Below are 16,161 nucleotides of genomic sequence, written 5' to 3' on the forward strand. Positions count from 1 at the left end.
TTTTTCTAAGTCTTCACTTTCCATACTTAAAATTTCCGTAATTCGCTCGGTTGCGCCTTTAGCTTTCTGCAATTGAGTAAAGAATGTCACAAAAGAAGTTAGCAGGAAAAATAATTTGGAATAAATAAGTAAAAAAGCAACTAAAGTTCCTGCTGTTAAAGTTCCTGCTTGTACACGAATACCACCATAGACTATAATTGAAACAATGATAGCCATCATAACTAAAGATATAATTGGCCCGATAATAGAAAGTAGCTTGGCTTCTTTTAAACCATATTTAAATAAGCGGTGAATCCCATTATTACCATGTTCAATTCGATTTTTTCACCATTAGATGATTTCATTAAACGAATTTCTGATAAAGTTTGACTCACAATTCCAGTAAAATCGGCAGTTTCACTTTGAGTTTCTCTAGAAATATTTGCCATTTTTGCTCCTAACGGCATAATAAGCACTGCAGTCACAGGAATAGAAATTAACATGATTATTGTCATTTTCCAGTCCATAATCATTAATATAATTATTGCACCAATAATTGAAATAATCCCATTAATAAACTGGGGGAAATGCTGTGTAATTAAATCTTTAACTAGGGTTGTGTCGTTAATTAAACGACTGACAATCTCACCTGTTTTAGTTTCATCAAAATAAGAGACTGGCAGATGAACAAGTTTCCCCAAACTTTTTCGCGTAAGCGAGCAACCATTTGTTGTCCCATATAACTTAACATGTACATTGAAACACCATCTGTAATTGCTTGACAAATAAATATAAAAAAAATACCCATAATTACGATCCAATTCAAAGATTCTATTGAAAAATTGTCAATCAAGCTTTTAGTAAATAATGGCACAACTAATCCAATTAAGGTAGTAACTAAACTAAAAATCAAGCTAAAGAAAATCAATATTTTTTTTGGCTTAGTGTTATTCAATAAATTAAAAAAATTTTTCCATGAACCCGTTTTAAATGTGCTTGTTTTTTCCATCTTATCATTCTCCTTTTATCAAATAACGTTAGATTTTTATTATAACTTACTTTTATTTTTTTCACTAGCATTTTAAAGTTACTATTTTTTGATTACCTGATAAAAATTTTATTATCAATTTTTTGAAGTTATTTAATAAACGTTATACCTTTATATTTTCACAAGAAAACGAACGGATAGAATCCTATTAGATGAGCTTTTTAGAACTAGACCACTTTTTCTTCACAAGGATTTGCGCTGAACCCCTTACGGGGCGTGGCACTTGTTTTAATGGACATTATGTAAAGTCTCTCGACCCGGAGGGACTTTTTTGTTATTTAATTGCACTTTCGTAACAGGTGGGTTATTATTAAGTTGCGAGATGAGATAAGGTCTGTATGAATAGCACAAAAGCCAACCCTAATGCGAATAGGGTTGGCTTTTTTTTCGTTCGTTGCGACTCCGAACGTGTGGGTCAGGAACAACTTGCGAGATTATCGTCTAATCATCTAACCAATGTTCAACTAGCAATAATACTAGTCCCACTAAAAGTGGAGCGATAACCAATGAGATAAGGTTTTCCATAAATAGCACCCCCTTTCGGGAGCAAGCTGCCAACTTCACTATAACAAAAATAGAATACTAAAAATAGAGGGTCTCGTCCCACAAAAAACATCGATAAAAAATAAAGTCCTGTTTTCAAGAAAGAGCATAAGGAAAACTGTACCCACTTACGTGAGAACCCTAGCAGTGCTAGGAGTTTTTCATGGGTACAGTTTTTTCATAAAACCGTTGGTGAACCGTCACTGAACCGAGCGAAAACCGTCGGTAAATCATGCTCTTTTTTTCTAATCCATTCGTAAAAAAAATCAAAAAATATATTTTTCTTGCTCCATAAATTTCGTAAGTGTGACTACACTTGCAATGCTTGCAACAAACCTGACCCTTGAAAAACTGAATGGGAAACATTCCTGAAGGACGCACTTACACAAACTGAAAAGTTTGGTTGCTGAAGTAAAAAGAACTGGATCTGGTCGACGACGTTTTTTTCCTTTTGCGAGCAGAGCAACATGCTAGCATGTGACACTTTTTTATCCACTAGCAACAGAAAAAATCGTCGTTAGTGGATGATTTTTTTGGGTTCCCCAATCCCCTAAAACCAAAATTTTAAAAAAATTTTTTCGACCAATTGACCAAAAAATTGAAACAGGCAACGACTAAAAATTCGCAACATGTCCCCATGTTGCTCTGCTCGCAAAAGGAAAATATACCTTTTAAAAAAACTGTCAGAGACTTGAATCGACTCTTGATTTTTTCGCTTTCAGCACGATTGACTTTGTCAATGTATAAGTGCGCCCTGTTCAAAAAATTCACTGGATCATTTTTAGGGACTTTGTTGGATTTATTTTTTCAAATTTTCTTTTTCAAAACCCCACGTGGGAAATTTAAAACTCGGTAGAGACCAGGTACACAAAAAATTGAGATGCGTATAAATGGGCACTCCTTCAGTTTTTCATTTTCTCAAACTATCTTGTGACAGCTGGTTATGGATTTTGTTCAGCTTAAACTTTTAGTTATTTTCTTGTTTTTGTGCTTAAAACACATTTTAAGACGTTTTAGATTAAATGTAATTTCTTATCAGCAATCACCCTTAAAAAAGATTCTAAGGTGATTCTTTTACGTTTTAGCGCTATTCAAACCTCCTAGTCACATTTTGATTAAAAAAGCGTGAAAGTAGTTAACAAAAAAACGCCTCTAGAATCCGTTTTAAGCTCGTGTAGCTTGTTTGTGCGTATTTATCTTGAATCATAAGTAAAAGCGTTGTAGTGAGCTTAAAAACGGATTCTAGAAGGTAAAAAGGGCTAGGTTAGTGAGTGAGGGTAGCGAAGGGAACTTGTTTCTGCTAACGTTTTTGATTTTATAAAATTCTTTAGCTTGCGGAGCATGTTTCCTTTTTGTCTTGTTTTCATTTTACTCAAAGGACTTGCAAGCAAGTCGACTTTTTTTATTTTTTACCTAAAGAAAAATTTCACACACAGTAGTTTAAGATTAACTACTATATTAACTGATAAGATAAATTACTAAGAATAACTACTAGGGTTGCTCTTTTCCTTGGGAGAGTAGGCTTAGGTGGTGGGGGTCAGTAACAGTTTTGCAGTGTACTAGTAACAAGTTTGCAGTGTATTAGTAACAGTTTTGCAGTGTACTAGTAACAAGTTTGCAGTGTACTAGTAACAAAAAAAAATTGACTGTTACTAGTTGGTGGTGTATTATTAATACGAATCATATTAACAATACATTTTATGAGGTGTTCAAATGAGCAACGATGTAGTTAGATACAATAATGGGTTCAATACTGTACCATTAAGACAATTTACGCCTGTAGAGATGGATATTTTTTGGGCTGTTTGCTCAAAAATGAAAAGGAAAGGAGTACAAGAAATAACTTTCAATTTTGGTGTATTTAAAGAGCTCTCTCATTACAGTAGAGACAGCATGGAGAGCTTTTATAATTCTTTAAAATCCTTTTCTGATAAATTAGGAACATTGACTTACCGATTTGAAAATGAAGACGAATTTGAACAATTATGGCTATTTCAAAGATTTTTTATTAATAAAAAAAAAGAAACTGTTACAATACAGGTAAGCGAAAAGTTTGAATTTATTTTAAACTCTATTGGATCTAATTTCACTAGATTTGAACTTGAAATTATAACTAACCTATCTAGTGGTTACACAAAAGAACTATATAGACAATTGATGTCTCACAGAGATAAAAATTATAGAAGAGGTGCTTGGTTTGTAAAAATCGAAGATTTTAAAACCGCATTATCAATACCAAAAAGTTATCAAATGACTAATATTGATGTCCGTATATTTGAGAGGGCTAAAAAAGAATTCACTACCCCTGATAAAAGCGGAAACGTTGTTTTTTCTACATTCAAAGTTGAAAAAGTAAAAGCTCGCAAAGGTAATAAAATCCAAAGTTTTAAAATTTACTTTGCAGAGCCTAACCCACTGAAAATACCAAATTTATGATTATGTATCAATTCAAAATAAATGGATAATTTCGAAAAAAAAAGCATGAATATAAATACTCATGCTTTCTGTAACTAAATCATTCCAGGTTGACTAGCTTGCCATGCAGGCCCGCCAACTAATTTCCACCAAATTCCAAAACCTGATGCTGGTGCTCCAAAAAGTTTACCCATAAAGTATCACTCCTTTTTACAATTAGAATAATTACTTTTTAAATATATAACAAGTATAATCGCAAGTCAATGATTGATTTTATATTTTTAAGTAAAATAAATAAAATTTTCTTGTATTGGGGATATTATCGACATTTTTATTAATATCCATATAACAAGAAATCCAATTCCAATAAATATAAGCAATAAGGTATATAGTATAGTTGTTATCGAAGCTGTTTTTTCTTTAATTGCATTTTTAATAAGAAATGCTGCTGAGCATAAAAATAAAATTGCTAGTACTGGCATATTTTTCTCCTTTTCAAAAAATAATAAATTATGGAGGTAAAAAACTTATGAGTCTTCTTTCTTTCTAATTAATCATAACAAACTATTAATCTTTTTTCTCATCTTTTTTAGTCTTAATATAATTATAGCATTTTTCAGAATGTATAAAGATATAAAAAACAAGTTATCTCGTAAAGAAATTATAAAAAAATTTTCAAAGAATTGTTTATTTGGAACATTCCACATTATAGATTTAATTGTTGGTCTGTAAATATCTTATTTTAATATCGCGCAAAGTGTCCTGCCTATATAGGCAGGACACTTTGCTGAATTAAATTAACTTTTATGTTAATTGGTATTCTACAAAACTACGATACAAATCATGATTAGCTACTAATTCACTATGAGATCCCATACCAGTAATACGTCCTTGTTCAATAAAAATAATTTTATCCGCTTGAAAAATAGTTGATAGTCGATGGGCAATGACGAATGTTGTTCTGCCTTCCATCAAATTGCTTAAGGCCTGTTGAACAACACCTTCTGATTGACTATCCAAACTTGCAGTGGCTTCATCTAGCATTAATATTTTAGGATCACGTAAAAATGCTCTAGCAATTGAAATTCGTTGCCGTTGCCCCCCAGATAATTTAATTCCTCGTTCGCCAACCTCTGTGTCTAACCCCTTAGGCAACTCGCGAATGAAAGTTTCAGCATATGCTAGCTTAGCTACTTTCCAAAGCTCATCTTCAGAAAATTCTTGTTCCAATCCATAGGTTAAATTATCTCGAATACTCCCAGATAACATCGCGCTTTCTTGCGAGACATAGCCAACCTGACGTCGCCAAGAATGTAATGAAATTGATTCTAATGGTGTCGTACCAACTTCAATACTGCCTTCTTTAACAGAGTAGTAACGTTCTAGTAAAGAAAACAGAGTCGTTTTTCCAGATCCACTAGGTCCTGCAAAGGCTATAACTTCTCCAGGATTTGTTTCAAAATTGATACCGGTTAAGATAGGTTCGTCTGGATTATATTCAAATGAAACACCCATCATTTGAATCGTTTTTCCAGCTACATCAAAATCCAGGCCTTTTTCTAAGTCTTCACTTTCCATACTTAAAATTTCCGTAATTCGCTCGGTTGCGCCTTTAGCTTTCTGCAATTGAGTAAAGAATGTCACAAAAGAAGTTACAGGAAAAATAATTTGGAATAAATAAAGTAAAAAAGCAACTAAAGTTCCTGCTGTTAAAGTTCCTGCTTGTACACGAATACCACCATAGACTATAATTGAAACAATGATAGCCATCATAACTAAAGATATAATTGGCCCGATAATAGAAAGTAGCTTGGCTTCTTTTAAACCATATTTAAATAAGCGGTGAATCCCATTATTACCATGTTCAATTTCGATTTTTTCACCATTAGATGATTTCATTAAACGAATTTCTGATAAAGTTTGACTCACAATTCCAGTAAAATCGGCAGTTTCACTTTGAGTTTCTCTAGAAATATTTGCCATTTTTGCTCCTAACGGCATAATAAGCACTGCAGTCACAGGAATAGAAATTAACATGATTATTGTCATTTTCCAGTCCATAATCATTAATATAATTATTGCACCAATAATTGAAATAATCCCATTAATAAACTGGGGGAAATGCTGTGTAATTAAATCTTTAACTAGGGTTGTGTCGTTAATTAAACGACTGACAATCTCACCTGTTTTAGTTTCATCAAAATAAGAGACTGGCAGATGAACAAGTTTCCCCCAAACTTTTTCGCGTAAGCGAGCAACCATTTGTTGTCCCATATAACTTAACATGTACATTGAAACACCATCTGTAATTGCTTGACAAATAAATATAAAAAAAATACCCATAATTACGATCCAATTCAAAGATTCTATTGAAAAATTGTCAATCAAGCTTTTAGTAAATAATGGCACAACTAATCCAATTAAGGTAGTAACTAAACTAAAAATCAAGCTAAAGAAAATCAATATTTTTTTGGCTTAGTGTTATTCAATAAATTAAAAAAATTTTTCCATGAACCCGTTTTAAATGTGCTTGTTTTTTCCATCTTATCATTCTCCTTTTATCAAATAACGTTAGATTTTTATTATAACTTACTTTTATTTTTTTCACTAGCATTTTAAAGTTACTATTTTTTGATTACCTGATAAAAATTTTATTATCAATTTTTTGAAGTTATTTAATAAACGTTATACCTTTATATTTTCACAAGAAAACGAACGGATAGAATCCTATTAGATGAGCTTTTTAGAACTAGACCACTTTTTCTTCACAAGGATTTGCGCTGAACCCCTTACGGGGCGTGGCACTTGTTTTAATGGACATTATGTAAAGTCTCTCGACCCGGAGGGACTTTTTTGTTATTTAATTGCACTTTCGTAACAGGTGGGTTATTATTAAGTTGCGAGATGAGATAAGGTCTGTATGAATAGCACAAAAGCCAACCCTAATGCGAATAGGGTTGGCTTTTTTTTCGTTCGTTGCGACTCCGAACGTGTGGGTCAGGAACAACTTGCGAGATTATCGTCTAATCATCTAACCAATGTTCAACTAGCAATAATACTAGTCCCACTAAAAGTGGAGCGATAACCAATGAGATAAGGTTTTCCATAAATAGCACCCCCTTTCGGGAGCAAGCTGCCAACTTCACTATAACAAAAATAGAATACTAAAAATAGAGGGTCTCGTCCCACAAAAAACATCGATAAAAAATAAAGTCCTGTTTTCAAGAAAGAGCATAAGGAAAACTGTACCCACTTACGTGAGAACCCTAGCAGTGCTAGGAGTTTTTCATGGGTACAGTTTTTTCATAAAACCGTTGGTGAACCGTCACTGAACCGAGCGAAAACCGTCGGTAAATCATGCTCTTTTTTTCTAATCCATTCGTAAAAAAAATCAAAAAATATATTTTTCTTGCTCCATAAATTTCGTAAGTGTGACTACACTTGCAATGCTTGCAACAAACCTGACCCTTGAAAAACTGAATGGGAAACATTCCTGAAGGACGCACTTACACAAACTGAAAAGTTTGGTTGCTGAAGTAAAAAGAACTGGATCTGGTCGACGACGTTTTTTTCCTTTTGCGAGCAGAGCAACATGCTAGCATGTGACACTTTTTTATCCACTAGCAACAGAAAAAATCGTCGTTAGTGGATGATTTTTTTGGGTTCCCCAATCCCCTAAAACCAAAATTTTAAAAAAATTTTTTCGACCAATTGACCAAAAAATTGAAACAGGCAACGACTAAAAATTCGCAACATGTCCCCATGTTGCTCTGCTCGCAAAAGGAAAATATACCTTTTAAAAAAACTGTCAGAGACTTGAATCGACTCTTGATTTTTTCGCTTTCAGCACGATTGACTTTGTCAATGTATAAGTGCGCCCTGTTCAAAAAATTCACTGGATCATTTTTAGGGACTTTGTTGGATTTATTTTTTTCAAATTTTCTTTTTCAAAACCCCACGTGGGAAATTTAAAACTCGGTAGAGACCAGGTACACAAAAAATTGAGATGCGTATAAATGGGCACTCCTTCAGTTTTTCATTTTCTCAAACTATCTTGTGACAGCTGGTTATGGATTTTGTTCAGCTTAAACTTTTAGTTATTTTCTTGTTTTTGTGCTTAAAACACATTTTAAGACGTTTTAGATTAAATGTAATTTCTTATCAGCAATCACCCTTAAAAAAGATTCTAAGGTGATTCTTTTACGTTTTAGCGCTATTCAAACCTCCTAGTCACATTTTGATTAAAAAAGCGTGAAAGTAGTTAACAAAAAAACGCCTCTAGAATCCGTTTTAAGCTCGTGTAGCTTGTTTGTGCGTATTTATCTTGAATCATAAGTAAAAGCGTTGTAGTGAGCTTAAAAACGGATTCTAGAAGGTAAAAAGGGCTAGGTTAGTGAGTGAGGGTAGCGAAGGGAACTTGTTTCTGCTAACGTTTTTGATTTTATAAAATTCTTTAGCTTGCGGAGCATGTTTCCTTTTTGTCTTGTTTTCATTTTACTCAAAGGACTTGCAAGCAAGTCGACTTTTTTTATTTTTTACCTAAAGAAAAATTTCACACACAGTAGTTTAAGATTAACTACTATATTAACTGATAAGATAAATTACTAAGAATAACTACTAGGGTTGCTCTTTTCCTTGGGAGAGTAGGCTTAGGTGGTGGGGGTCAGTAACAGTTTTGCAGTGTACTAGTAACAAGTTTGCAGTGTATTAGTAACAGTTTTGCAGTGTACTAGTAACAAGTTTGCAGTGTACTAGTAACAAAAAAAATTGACTGTTACTAGTTGGTGGTGTATTATTAATACGAATCATATTAACAATACATTTTATGAGGTGTTCAAATGAGCAACGATGTAGTTAGATACAATAATGGGTTCAATACTGTACCATTAAGACAATTTACGCCTGTAGAGATGGATATTTTTTGGGCTGTTTGCTCAAAAATGAAAAGGAAAGGAGTACAAGAAATAACTTTCAATTTTGGTGTATTTAAAGAGCTCTCTCATTACAGTAGAGACAGCATGGAGAGCTTTTATAATTCTTTAAAATCCTTTTCTGATAAATTAGGAACATTGACTTACCGATTTGAAAATGAAGACGAATTTGAACAATTATGGCTATTTCAAAGATTTTTTATTAATAAAAAAAAAGAAACTGTTACAATACAGGTAAGCGAAAAGTTTGAATTTATTTTAAACTCTATTGGATCTAATTTCACTAGATTTGAACTTGAAATTATAACTAACCTATCTAGTGGTTACACAAAAGAACTATATAGACAATTGATGTCTCACAGAGATAAAAATTATAGAAGAGGTGCTTGGTTTGTAAAAATCGAAGATTTTAAAACCGCATTATCAATACCAAAAAGTTATCAAATGACTAATATTGATGTCCGTATATTTGAGAGGGCTAAAAAAGAATTCACTACCCCTGATAAAAGCGGAAACGTTGTTTTTTCTACATTCAAAGTTGAAAAAGTAAAAGCTCGCAAAGGTAATAAAATCCAAAGTTTTAAAATTTACTTTGCAGAGCCTAACCCACTGAAAATACCAAATTTATGATTATGTATCAATTCAAAATAAATGGATAATTTCGAAAAAAAAAGCATGAATATAAATACTCATGCTTTCTGTAACTAAATCATTCCAGGTTGACTAGCTTGCCATGCAGGCCCGCCAACTAATTTCCACCAAATTCCAAAACCTGATGCTGGTGCTCCAAAAAGTTTACCCATAAAGTATCACTCCTTTTTACAATTAGAATAATTACTTTTTAAATATATAACAAGTATAATCGCAAGTCAATGATTGATTTTTATATTTTTAAGTAAAATAAATAAAATTTTCTTGTATTGGGGATATTATCGACATTTTTATTAATATCCATATAACAAGAAATCCAATTCCAATAAATATAAGCAATAAGGTATATAGTATAGTTGTTATCGAAGCTGTTTTTTCTTTAATTGCATTTTTAATAAGAAATGCTGCTGAGCATAAAAATAAAATTGCTAGTACTGGCATATTTTTCTCCTTTTCAAAAAATAATAAATTATGGAGGTAAAAAACTTATGAGTCTTCTTTCTTTTCTAATTAATCATAACAAACTATTAATCTTTTTTCTCATCTTTTTTAGTCTTAATATAATTATAGCATTTTTCAGAATGTATAAAGATATAAAAAACAAGTTATCTCGTAAAGAAATTATAAAAAAATTTTCAAAGAATTGTTTATTTGGAACATTCCACATTATAGATTTAATTGTTGGTCTGTAAATATCTTATTTTAATATCGCGCAAAGTGTCCTGCCTATATAGGCAGGACACTTTGCTGAATTAAATTAACTTTTATGTTAATTGGTATTCTACAAAACTACGATACAAATCATGATTAGCTACTAATTCACTATGAGATCCCATACCAGTAATACGTCCTTGTTCAATAAAAATAATTTTATCCGCTTGAAAAATAGTTGATAGTCGATGGGCAATGACGAATGTTGTTCTGCCTTCCATCAAATTGCTTAAGGCCTGTTGAACAACACCTTCTGATTGACTATCCAAACTTGCAGTGGCTTCATCTAGCATTAATATTTTAGGATCACGTAAAAATGCTCTAGCAATTGAAATTCGTTGCCGTTGCCCCCCAGATAATTTAATTCCTCGTTCGCCAACCTCTGTGTCTAACCCCTTAGGCAACTCGCGAATGAAAGTTTCAGCATATGCTAGCTTAGCTACTTTCCAAAGCTCATCTTCAGAAAATTCTTGTTCCAATCCATAGGTTAAATTATCTCGAATACTCCCAGATAACATCGCGCTTTCTTGCGAGACATAGCCAACCTGACGTCGCCAAGAATGTAATGAAATTGATTCTAATGGTGTCGTACCAACTTCAATACTGCCTTCTTTAACAGAGTAGTAACGTTCTAGTAAAGAAAACAGAGTCGTTTTTCCAGATCCACTAGGTCCTGCAAAGGCTATAACTTCTCCAGGATTTGTTTCAAAATTGATACCGGTTAAGATAGGTTCGTCTGGATTATATTCAAATGAAACACCCATCATTTGAATCGTTTTTCCAGCTACATCAAAATCCAGGCCTTTTTCTAAGTCTTCACTTTCCATACTTAAAATTTCCGTAATTCGCTCGGTTGCGCCTTTAGCTTTCTGCAATTGAGTAAAGAATGTCACAAAAGAAGTTACAGGAAAAATAATTTGGAATAAATAAAGTAAAAAAGCAACTAAAGTTCCTGCTGTTAAAGTTCCTGCTTGTACACGAATACCACCATAGACTATAATTGAAACAATGATAGCCATCATAACTAAAGATATAATTGGCCCGATAATAGAAAGTAGCTTGGCTTCTTTTAAACCATATTTAAATAAGCGGTGAATCCCATTATTACCATGTTCAATTTCGATTTTTTCACCATTAGATGATTTCATTAAACGAATTTCTGATAAAGTTTGACTCACAATTCCAGTAAAATCGGCAGTTTCACTTTGAGTTTCTCTAGAAATATTTGCCATTTTTGCTCCTAACGGCATAATAAGCACTGCAGTCACAGGAATAGAAATTAACATGATTATTGTCATTTTCCAGTCCATAATCATTAATATAATTATTGCACCAATAATTGAAATAATCCCATTAATAAACTGGGGGAAATGCTGTGTAATTAAATCTTTAACTAGGGTTGTGTCGTTAATTAAACGACTGACAATCTCACCTGTTTTAGTTTCATCAAAATAAGAGACTGGCAGATGAACAAGTTTCCCCCAAACTTTTTCGCGTAAGCGAGCAACCATTTGTTGTCCCATATAACTTAACATGTACATTGAAACACCATCTGTAATTGCTTGACAAATAAATATAAAAAAAATACCCATAATTACGATCCAATTCAAAGATTCTATTGAAAAATTGTCAATCAAGCTTTTAGTAAATAATGGCACAACTAATCCAATTAAGGTAGTAACTAAACTAAAAATCAAGCTAAAGAAAATCAATATTTTTTTTGGCTTAGTGTTATTCAATAAATTAAAAAAATTTTTCCATGAACCCGTTTTAAATGTGCTTGTTTTTTCCATCTTATCATTCTCCTTTTATCAAATAACGTTAGATTTTTATTATAACTTACTTTTATTTTTTTCACTAGCATTTTAAAGTTACTATTTTTTGATTACCTGATAAAAATTTTATTATCAATTTTTTGAAGTTATTTAATAAACGTTATACCTTTATATTTTCACAAGAAAACGAACGGATAGAATCCTATTAGATGAGCTTTTTAGAACTAGACCACTTTTTCTTCACAAGGATTTGCGCTGAACCCCTTACGGGGCGTGGCACTTGTTTTAATGGACATTATGTAAAGTCTCTCGACCCGGAGGGACTTTTTTGTTATTTAATTGCACTTTCGTAACAGGTGGGTTATTATTAAGTTGCGAGATGAGATAAGGTCTGTATGAATAGCACAAAAGCCAACCCTAATGCGAATAGGGTTGGCTTTTTTTTCGTTCGTTGCGACTCCGAACGTGTGGGTCAGGAACAACTTGCGAGATTATCGTCTAATCATCTAACCAATGTTCAACTAGCAATAATACTAGTCCCACTAAAAGTGGAGCGATAACCAATGAGATAAGGTTTTCCATAAATAGCACCCCCTTTCGGGAGCAAGCTGCCAACTTCACTATAACAAAAATAGAATACTAAAAATAGAGGGTCTCGTCCCACAAAAAACATCGATAAAAAATAAAGTCCTGTTTTCAAGAAAGAGCATAAGGAAAACTGTACCCACTTACGTGAGAACCCTAGCAGTGCTAGGAGTTTTTCATGGGTACAGTTTTTTCATAAAACCGTTGGTGAACCGTCACTGAACCGAGCGAAAACCGTCGGTAAATCATGCTCTTTTTTTCTAATCCATTCGTAAAAAAAATCAAAAAATATATTTTTCTTGCTCCATAAATTTCGTAAGTGTGACTACACTTGCAATGCTTGCAACAAACCTGACCCTTGAAAAACTGAATGGGAAACATTCCTGAAGGACGCACTTACACAAACTGAAAAGTTTGGTTGCTGAAGTAAAAAGAACTGGATCTGGTCGACGACGTTTTTTTCCTTTTGCGAGCAGAGCAACATGCTAGCATGTGACACTTTTTTATCCACTAGCAACAGAAAAAATCGTCGTTAGTGGATGATTTTTTTGGGTTCCCCAATCCCCTAAAACCAAAATTTTAAAAAATTTTTTCGACCAATTGACCAAAAAATTGAAACAGGCAACGACTAAAAATTCGCAACATGTCCCCATGTTGCTCTGCTCGCAAAAGGAAAATATACCTTTTAAAAAAACTGTCAGAGACTTGAATCGACTCTTGATTTTTTCGCTTTCAGCACGATTGACTTTGTCAATGTATAAGTGCGCCCTGTTCAAAAAATTCACTGGATCATTTTTAGGGACTTTGTTGGATTTATTTTTTTCAAATTTTCTTTTTCAAAACCCCACGTGGGAAATTTAAAACTCGGTAGAGACCAGGTACACAAAAAATTGAGATGCGTATAAATGGGCACTCCTTCAGTTTTTCATTTTCTCAAACTATCTTGTGACAGCTGGTTATGGATTTTGTTCAGCTTAAACTTTTAGTTATTTTCTTGTTTTTGTGCTTAAAACACATTTTAAGACGTTTTAGATTAAATGTAATTTCTTATCAGCAATCACCCTTAAAAAAGATTCTAAGGTGATTCTTTTACGTTTTAGCGCTATTCAAACCTCCTAGTCACATTTTGATTAAAAAAGCGTGAAAGTAGTTAACAAAAAAACGCCTCTAGAATCCGTTTTAAGCTCGTGTAGCTTGTTTGTGCGTATTTATCTTGAATCATAAGTAAAAGCGTTGTAGTGAGCTTAAAAACGGATTCTAGAAGGTAAAAAGGGCTAGGTTAGTGAGTGAGGGTAGCGAAGGGAACTTGTTTCTGCTAACGTTTTTGATTTTATAAAATTCTTTAGCTTGCGGAGCATGTTTCCTTTTTGTCTTGTTTTCATTTTACTCAAAGGACTTGCAAGCAAGTCGACTTTTTTATTTTTACCTAAAGAAAAATTTCACACACAGTAGTTTAAGATTAACTACTATATTAACTGATAAGATAAATTACTAAGAATAACTACTAGGGTTGCTCTTTTCCTTGGGAGAGTAGGCTTAGGTGGTGGGGGTCAGTAACAGTTTTGCAGTGTACTAGTAACAAGTTTGCAGTGTATTAGTAACAGTTTTGCAGTGTACTAGTAACAAGTTTGCAGTGTACTAGTAACAAAAAAATTGACTGTTACTAGTTGGTGGTGTATTATTAATACGAATCATATTAACAATACATTTTATGAGGTGTTCAAATGAGCAACGATGTAGTTAGATACAATAATGGGTTCAATACTGTACCATTAAGACAATTTACGCCTGTAGAGATGGATATTTTTTGGGCTGTTTGCTCAAAAATGAAAAGGAAAGGAGTACAAGAAATAACTTTCAATTTTGGTGTATTTAAAGAGCTCTCTCATTACAGTAGAGACAGCATGGAGAGCTTTTATAATTCTTTAAAATCCTTTTCTGATAAATTAGGAACATTGACTTACCGATTTGAAAATGAAGACGAATTTGAACAATTATGGCTATTTCAAAGATTTTTATTAATAAAAAAAAGAAACTGTTACAATACAGGTAAGCGAAAAGTTTGAATTTATTTTAAACTCTATTGGATCTAATTTCACTAGATTTGAACTTGAAATTATAACTAACCTATCTAGTGGTTACACAAAAGAACTATATAGACAATTGATGTCTCACAGAGATAAAAATTATAGAAGAGGTGCTTGGTTTGTAAAAATCGAAGATTTTAAAACCGCATTATCAATACCAAAAAGTTATCAAATGACTAATATTGATGTCCGTATATTTGAGAGGGCTAAAAAAGAATTCACTACCCCTGATAAAAGCGGAAACGTTGTTTTTTCTACATTCAAAGTTGAAAAAGTAAAAGCTCGCAAAGGTAATAAAATCCAAAGTTTTAAAATTTACTTTGCAGAGCCTAACCCACTGAAAATACCAAATTTATGATTATGTATCAATTCAAAATAAATGGATAATTTCGAAAAAAAAAGCATGAATATAAATACTCATGCTTTCTGTAACTAAATCATTCCAGGTTGACTAGCTTGCCATGCAGGCCCGCCAACTAATTTCCACCAAATTCCAAAACCTGATGCTGGTGCTCCAAAAAGTTTACCCATAAAGTATCACTCCTTTTTACAATTAGAATAATTACTTTTTAAATATATAACAAGTATAATCGCAAGTCAATGATTGATTTTATATTTTTAAGTAAAATAAATAAAATTTTCTTGTATTGGGGATATTATCGACATTTTTATTAATATCCATATAACAAGAAATCCAATTCCAATAAATATAAGCAATAAGGTATATAGTATAGTTGTTATCGAAGCTGTTTTTTCTTTAATTGCATTTTTAATAAGAAATGCTGCTGAGCATAAAAATAAAATTGCTAGTACTGGCATATTTTTCTCCTTTTCAAAAAATAATAAATTATGGAGGTAAAAAACTTATGAGTCTTCTTTCTTTTCTAATTAATCATAACAAACTATTAATCTTTTTTCTCATCTTTTTTAGTCTTAATATAATTATAGCATTTTTCAGAATGTATAAAGATATAAAAAACAAGTTATCTCGTAAAGAAATTATAAAAAATTTTCAAAGAATTGTTTATTTGGAACATTCCACATTATAGATTTAATTGTTGGTCTGTAAATATCTTATTTTAATATCGCGCAAAGTGTCCTGCCTATATAGGCAGGACACTTTGCTGAATTAAATTAACTTTTATGTTAATTGGTATTCTACAAAACTACGATACAAATCATGATTAGCTACTAATTCACTATGAGATCCCATACCAGTAATACGTCCTTGTTCAATAAAAATAATTTTATCCGCTTGAAAAATAGTTGATAGTCGATGGGCAATGACGAATGTTGTTCTGCCTTCCATCAAATTGCTTAAGGCCTGTTGAACAACACCTTCTGATTGACTATCCAAACTTGCAGTGGCTTCATCTAGCATTAATATTTTAGGATCACGTAAAAAATGCTCTAGCAATTGAAATTCGTTGCCGTTG

8 protein-coding genes and 4 pseudogenes are annotated in these 16,161 nt (G+C 32.4%); 4 read left to right on the top strand and 8 right to left on the bottom strand.

Annotated elements, in window-relative coordinates; genetic code table 11:
• The 3 genes and pseudogenes from BR77_RS19595 to BR77_RS19240 all read right to left on the bottom strand — a co-directional run.
• Nucleotides 1-315 (bottom strand): annotated as a pseudogene (locus tag BR77_RS19595) (multidrug ABC transporter permease); the annotation flags it as partial.
• Nucleotides 267-988: pseudogene (locus BR77_RS19735) on the bottom strand (ABC transporter transmembrane domain-containing protein). The pseudogenes BR77_RS19595 and BR77_RS19735, both read right to left, overlap by 49 nt.
• Before the next feature lie 480 nt (nt 989-1,468).
• Nucleotides 1,469-1,552, bottom strand: a complete 84-nt coding sequence (locus BR77_RS19240; protein WP_155520246.1) for a type I toxin-antitoxin system Fst family toxin — start codon at nt 1,550-1,552, stop codon at nt 1,469-1,471.
• Nucleotides 1,553-3,283: 1,731 nt separating this feature from the next.
• On the opposite strand from BR77_RS19240, the gene BR77_RS17020 reads away from it, so the two are divergent.
• Nucleotides 3,284-4,006, top strand: coding sequence for a replication initiation protein (locus BR77_RS17020; protein ID WP_035066595.1), 723 nt, complete (start codon nt 3,284-3,286; stop codon nt 4,004-4,006).
• Nucleotides 4,007-4,789: 783 nt separating this feature from the next.
• Here BR77_RS17020 and BR77_RS17030 read toward each other — a convergent pair.
• Together BR77_RS17030 and BR77_RS19245 are read right to left on the bottom strand one after the other, a co-directional pair.
• Nucleotides 4,790-6,528, bottom strand: a pseudogene (locus tag BR77_RS17030) (ABC transporter ATP-binding protein).
• Between the two features lie 480 nt (nt 6,529-7,008).
• A complete protein-coding gene (locus BR77_RS19245; protein ID WP_155520246.1) occupies nt 7,009-7,092 on the bottom strand; it encodes a type I toxin-antitoxin system Fst family toxin in 84 nt (27 codons plus the stop codon).
• Between the two features lie 1,731 nt (nt 7,093-8,823).
• Here BR77_RS19245 and BR77_RS17040 point away from each other — a divergent pair.
• Nucleotides 8,824-9,546, top strand: coding sequence for a replication initiation protein (locus BR77_RS17040; RefSeq protein ID WP_035066595.1), 723 nt, complete (start codon nt 8,824-8,826; stop codon nt 9,544-9,546).
• A gap of 785 nt (nt 9,547-10,331) precedes the next feature.
• On the opposite strand, the gene BR77_RS17055 is transcribed toward BR77_RS17040, so the two are convergent.
• Nucleotides 10,332-12,071, bottom strand: coding sequence for an ABC transporter ATP-binding protein (locus BR77_RS17055; protein WP_035066601.1), 1,740 nt, complete (start codon nt 12,069-12,071; stop codon nt 10,332-10,334).
• A gap of 480 nt (nt 12,072-12,551) precedes the next feature.
• Complete coding sequence (locus BR77_RS19250; RefSeq protein WP_155520246.1) at nt 12,552-12,635, bottom strand: type I toxin-antitoxin system Fst family toxin; 84 nt, start codon at nt 12,633-12,635, stop codon at nt 12,552-12,554.
• Nucleotides 12,636-14,362: 1,727 nt separating this feature from the next.
• Here BR77_RS19250 and BR77_RS19680 point away from each other — a divergent pair.
• Together BR77_RS19680 and BR77_RS19685 are read left to right on the top strand one after the other, a co-directional pair.
• Nucleotides 14,363-14,704, top strand: a complete 342-nt coding sequence (locus tag BR77_RS19680; RefSeq protein ID WP_340139900.1) for a replication initiation protein — start codon at nt 14,363-14,365, stop codon at nt 14,702-14,704.
• 100 nt (nt 14,705-14,804) lie between these two features.
• Nucleotides 14,805-15,083 (top strand): hypothetical protein, encoded by a 279-nt coding sequence (locus tag BR77_RS19685; protein WP_340139901.1) that lies wholly within the window; start codon nt 14,805-14,807, stop codon nt 15,081-15,083.
• A gap of 783 nt (nt 15,084-15,866) precedes the next feature.
• Here BR77_RS19685 and BR77_RS17080 read toward each other — a convergent pair.
• Nucleotides 15,867-16,161: pseudogene (locus BR77_RS17080) on the bottom strand (ATP-binding cassette domain-containing protein); the annotation flags it as partial.

Source organism: Carnobacterium maltaromaticum DSM 20342, from assembly GCF_000744945.1.
Taxonomy (GTDB): domain Bacteria; phylum Bacillota; class Bacilli; order Lactobacillales; family Carnobacteriaceae; genus Carnobacterium; species Carnobacterium maltaromaticum.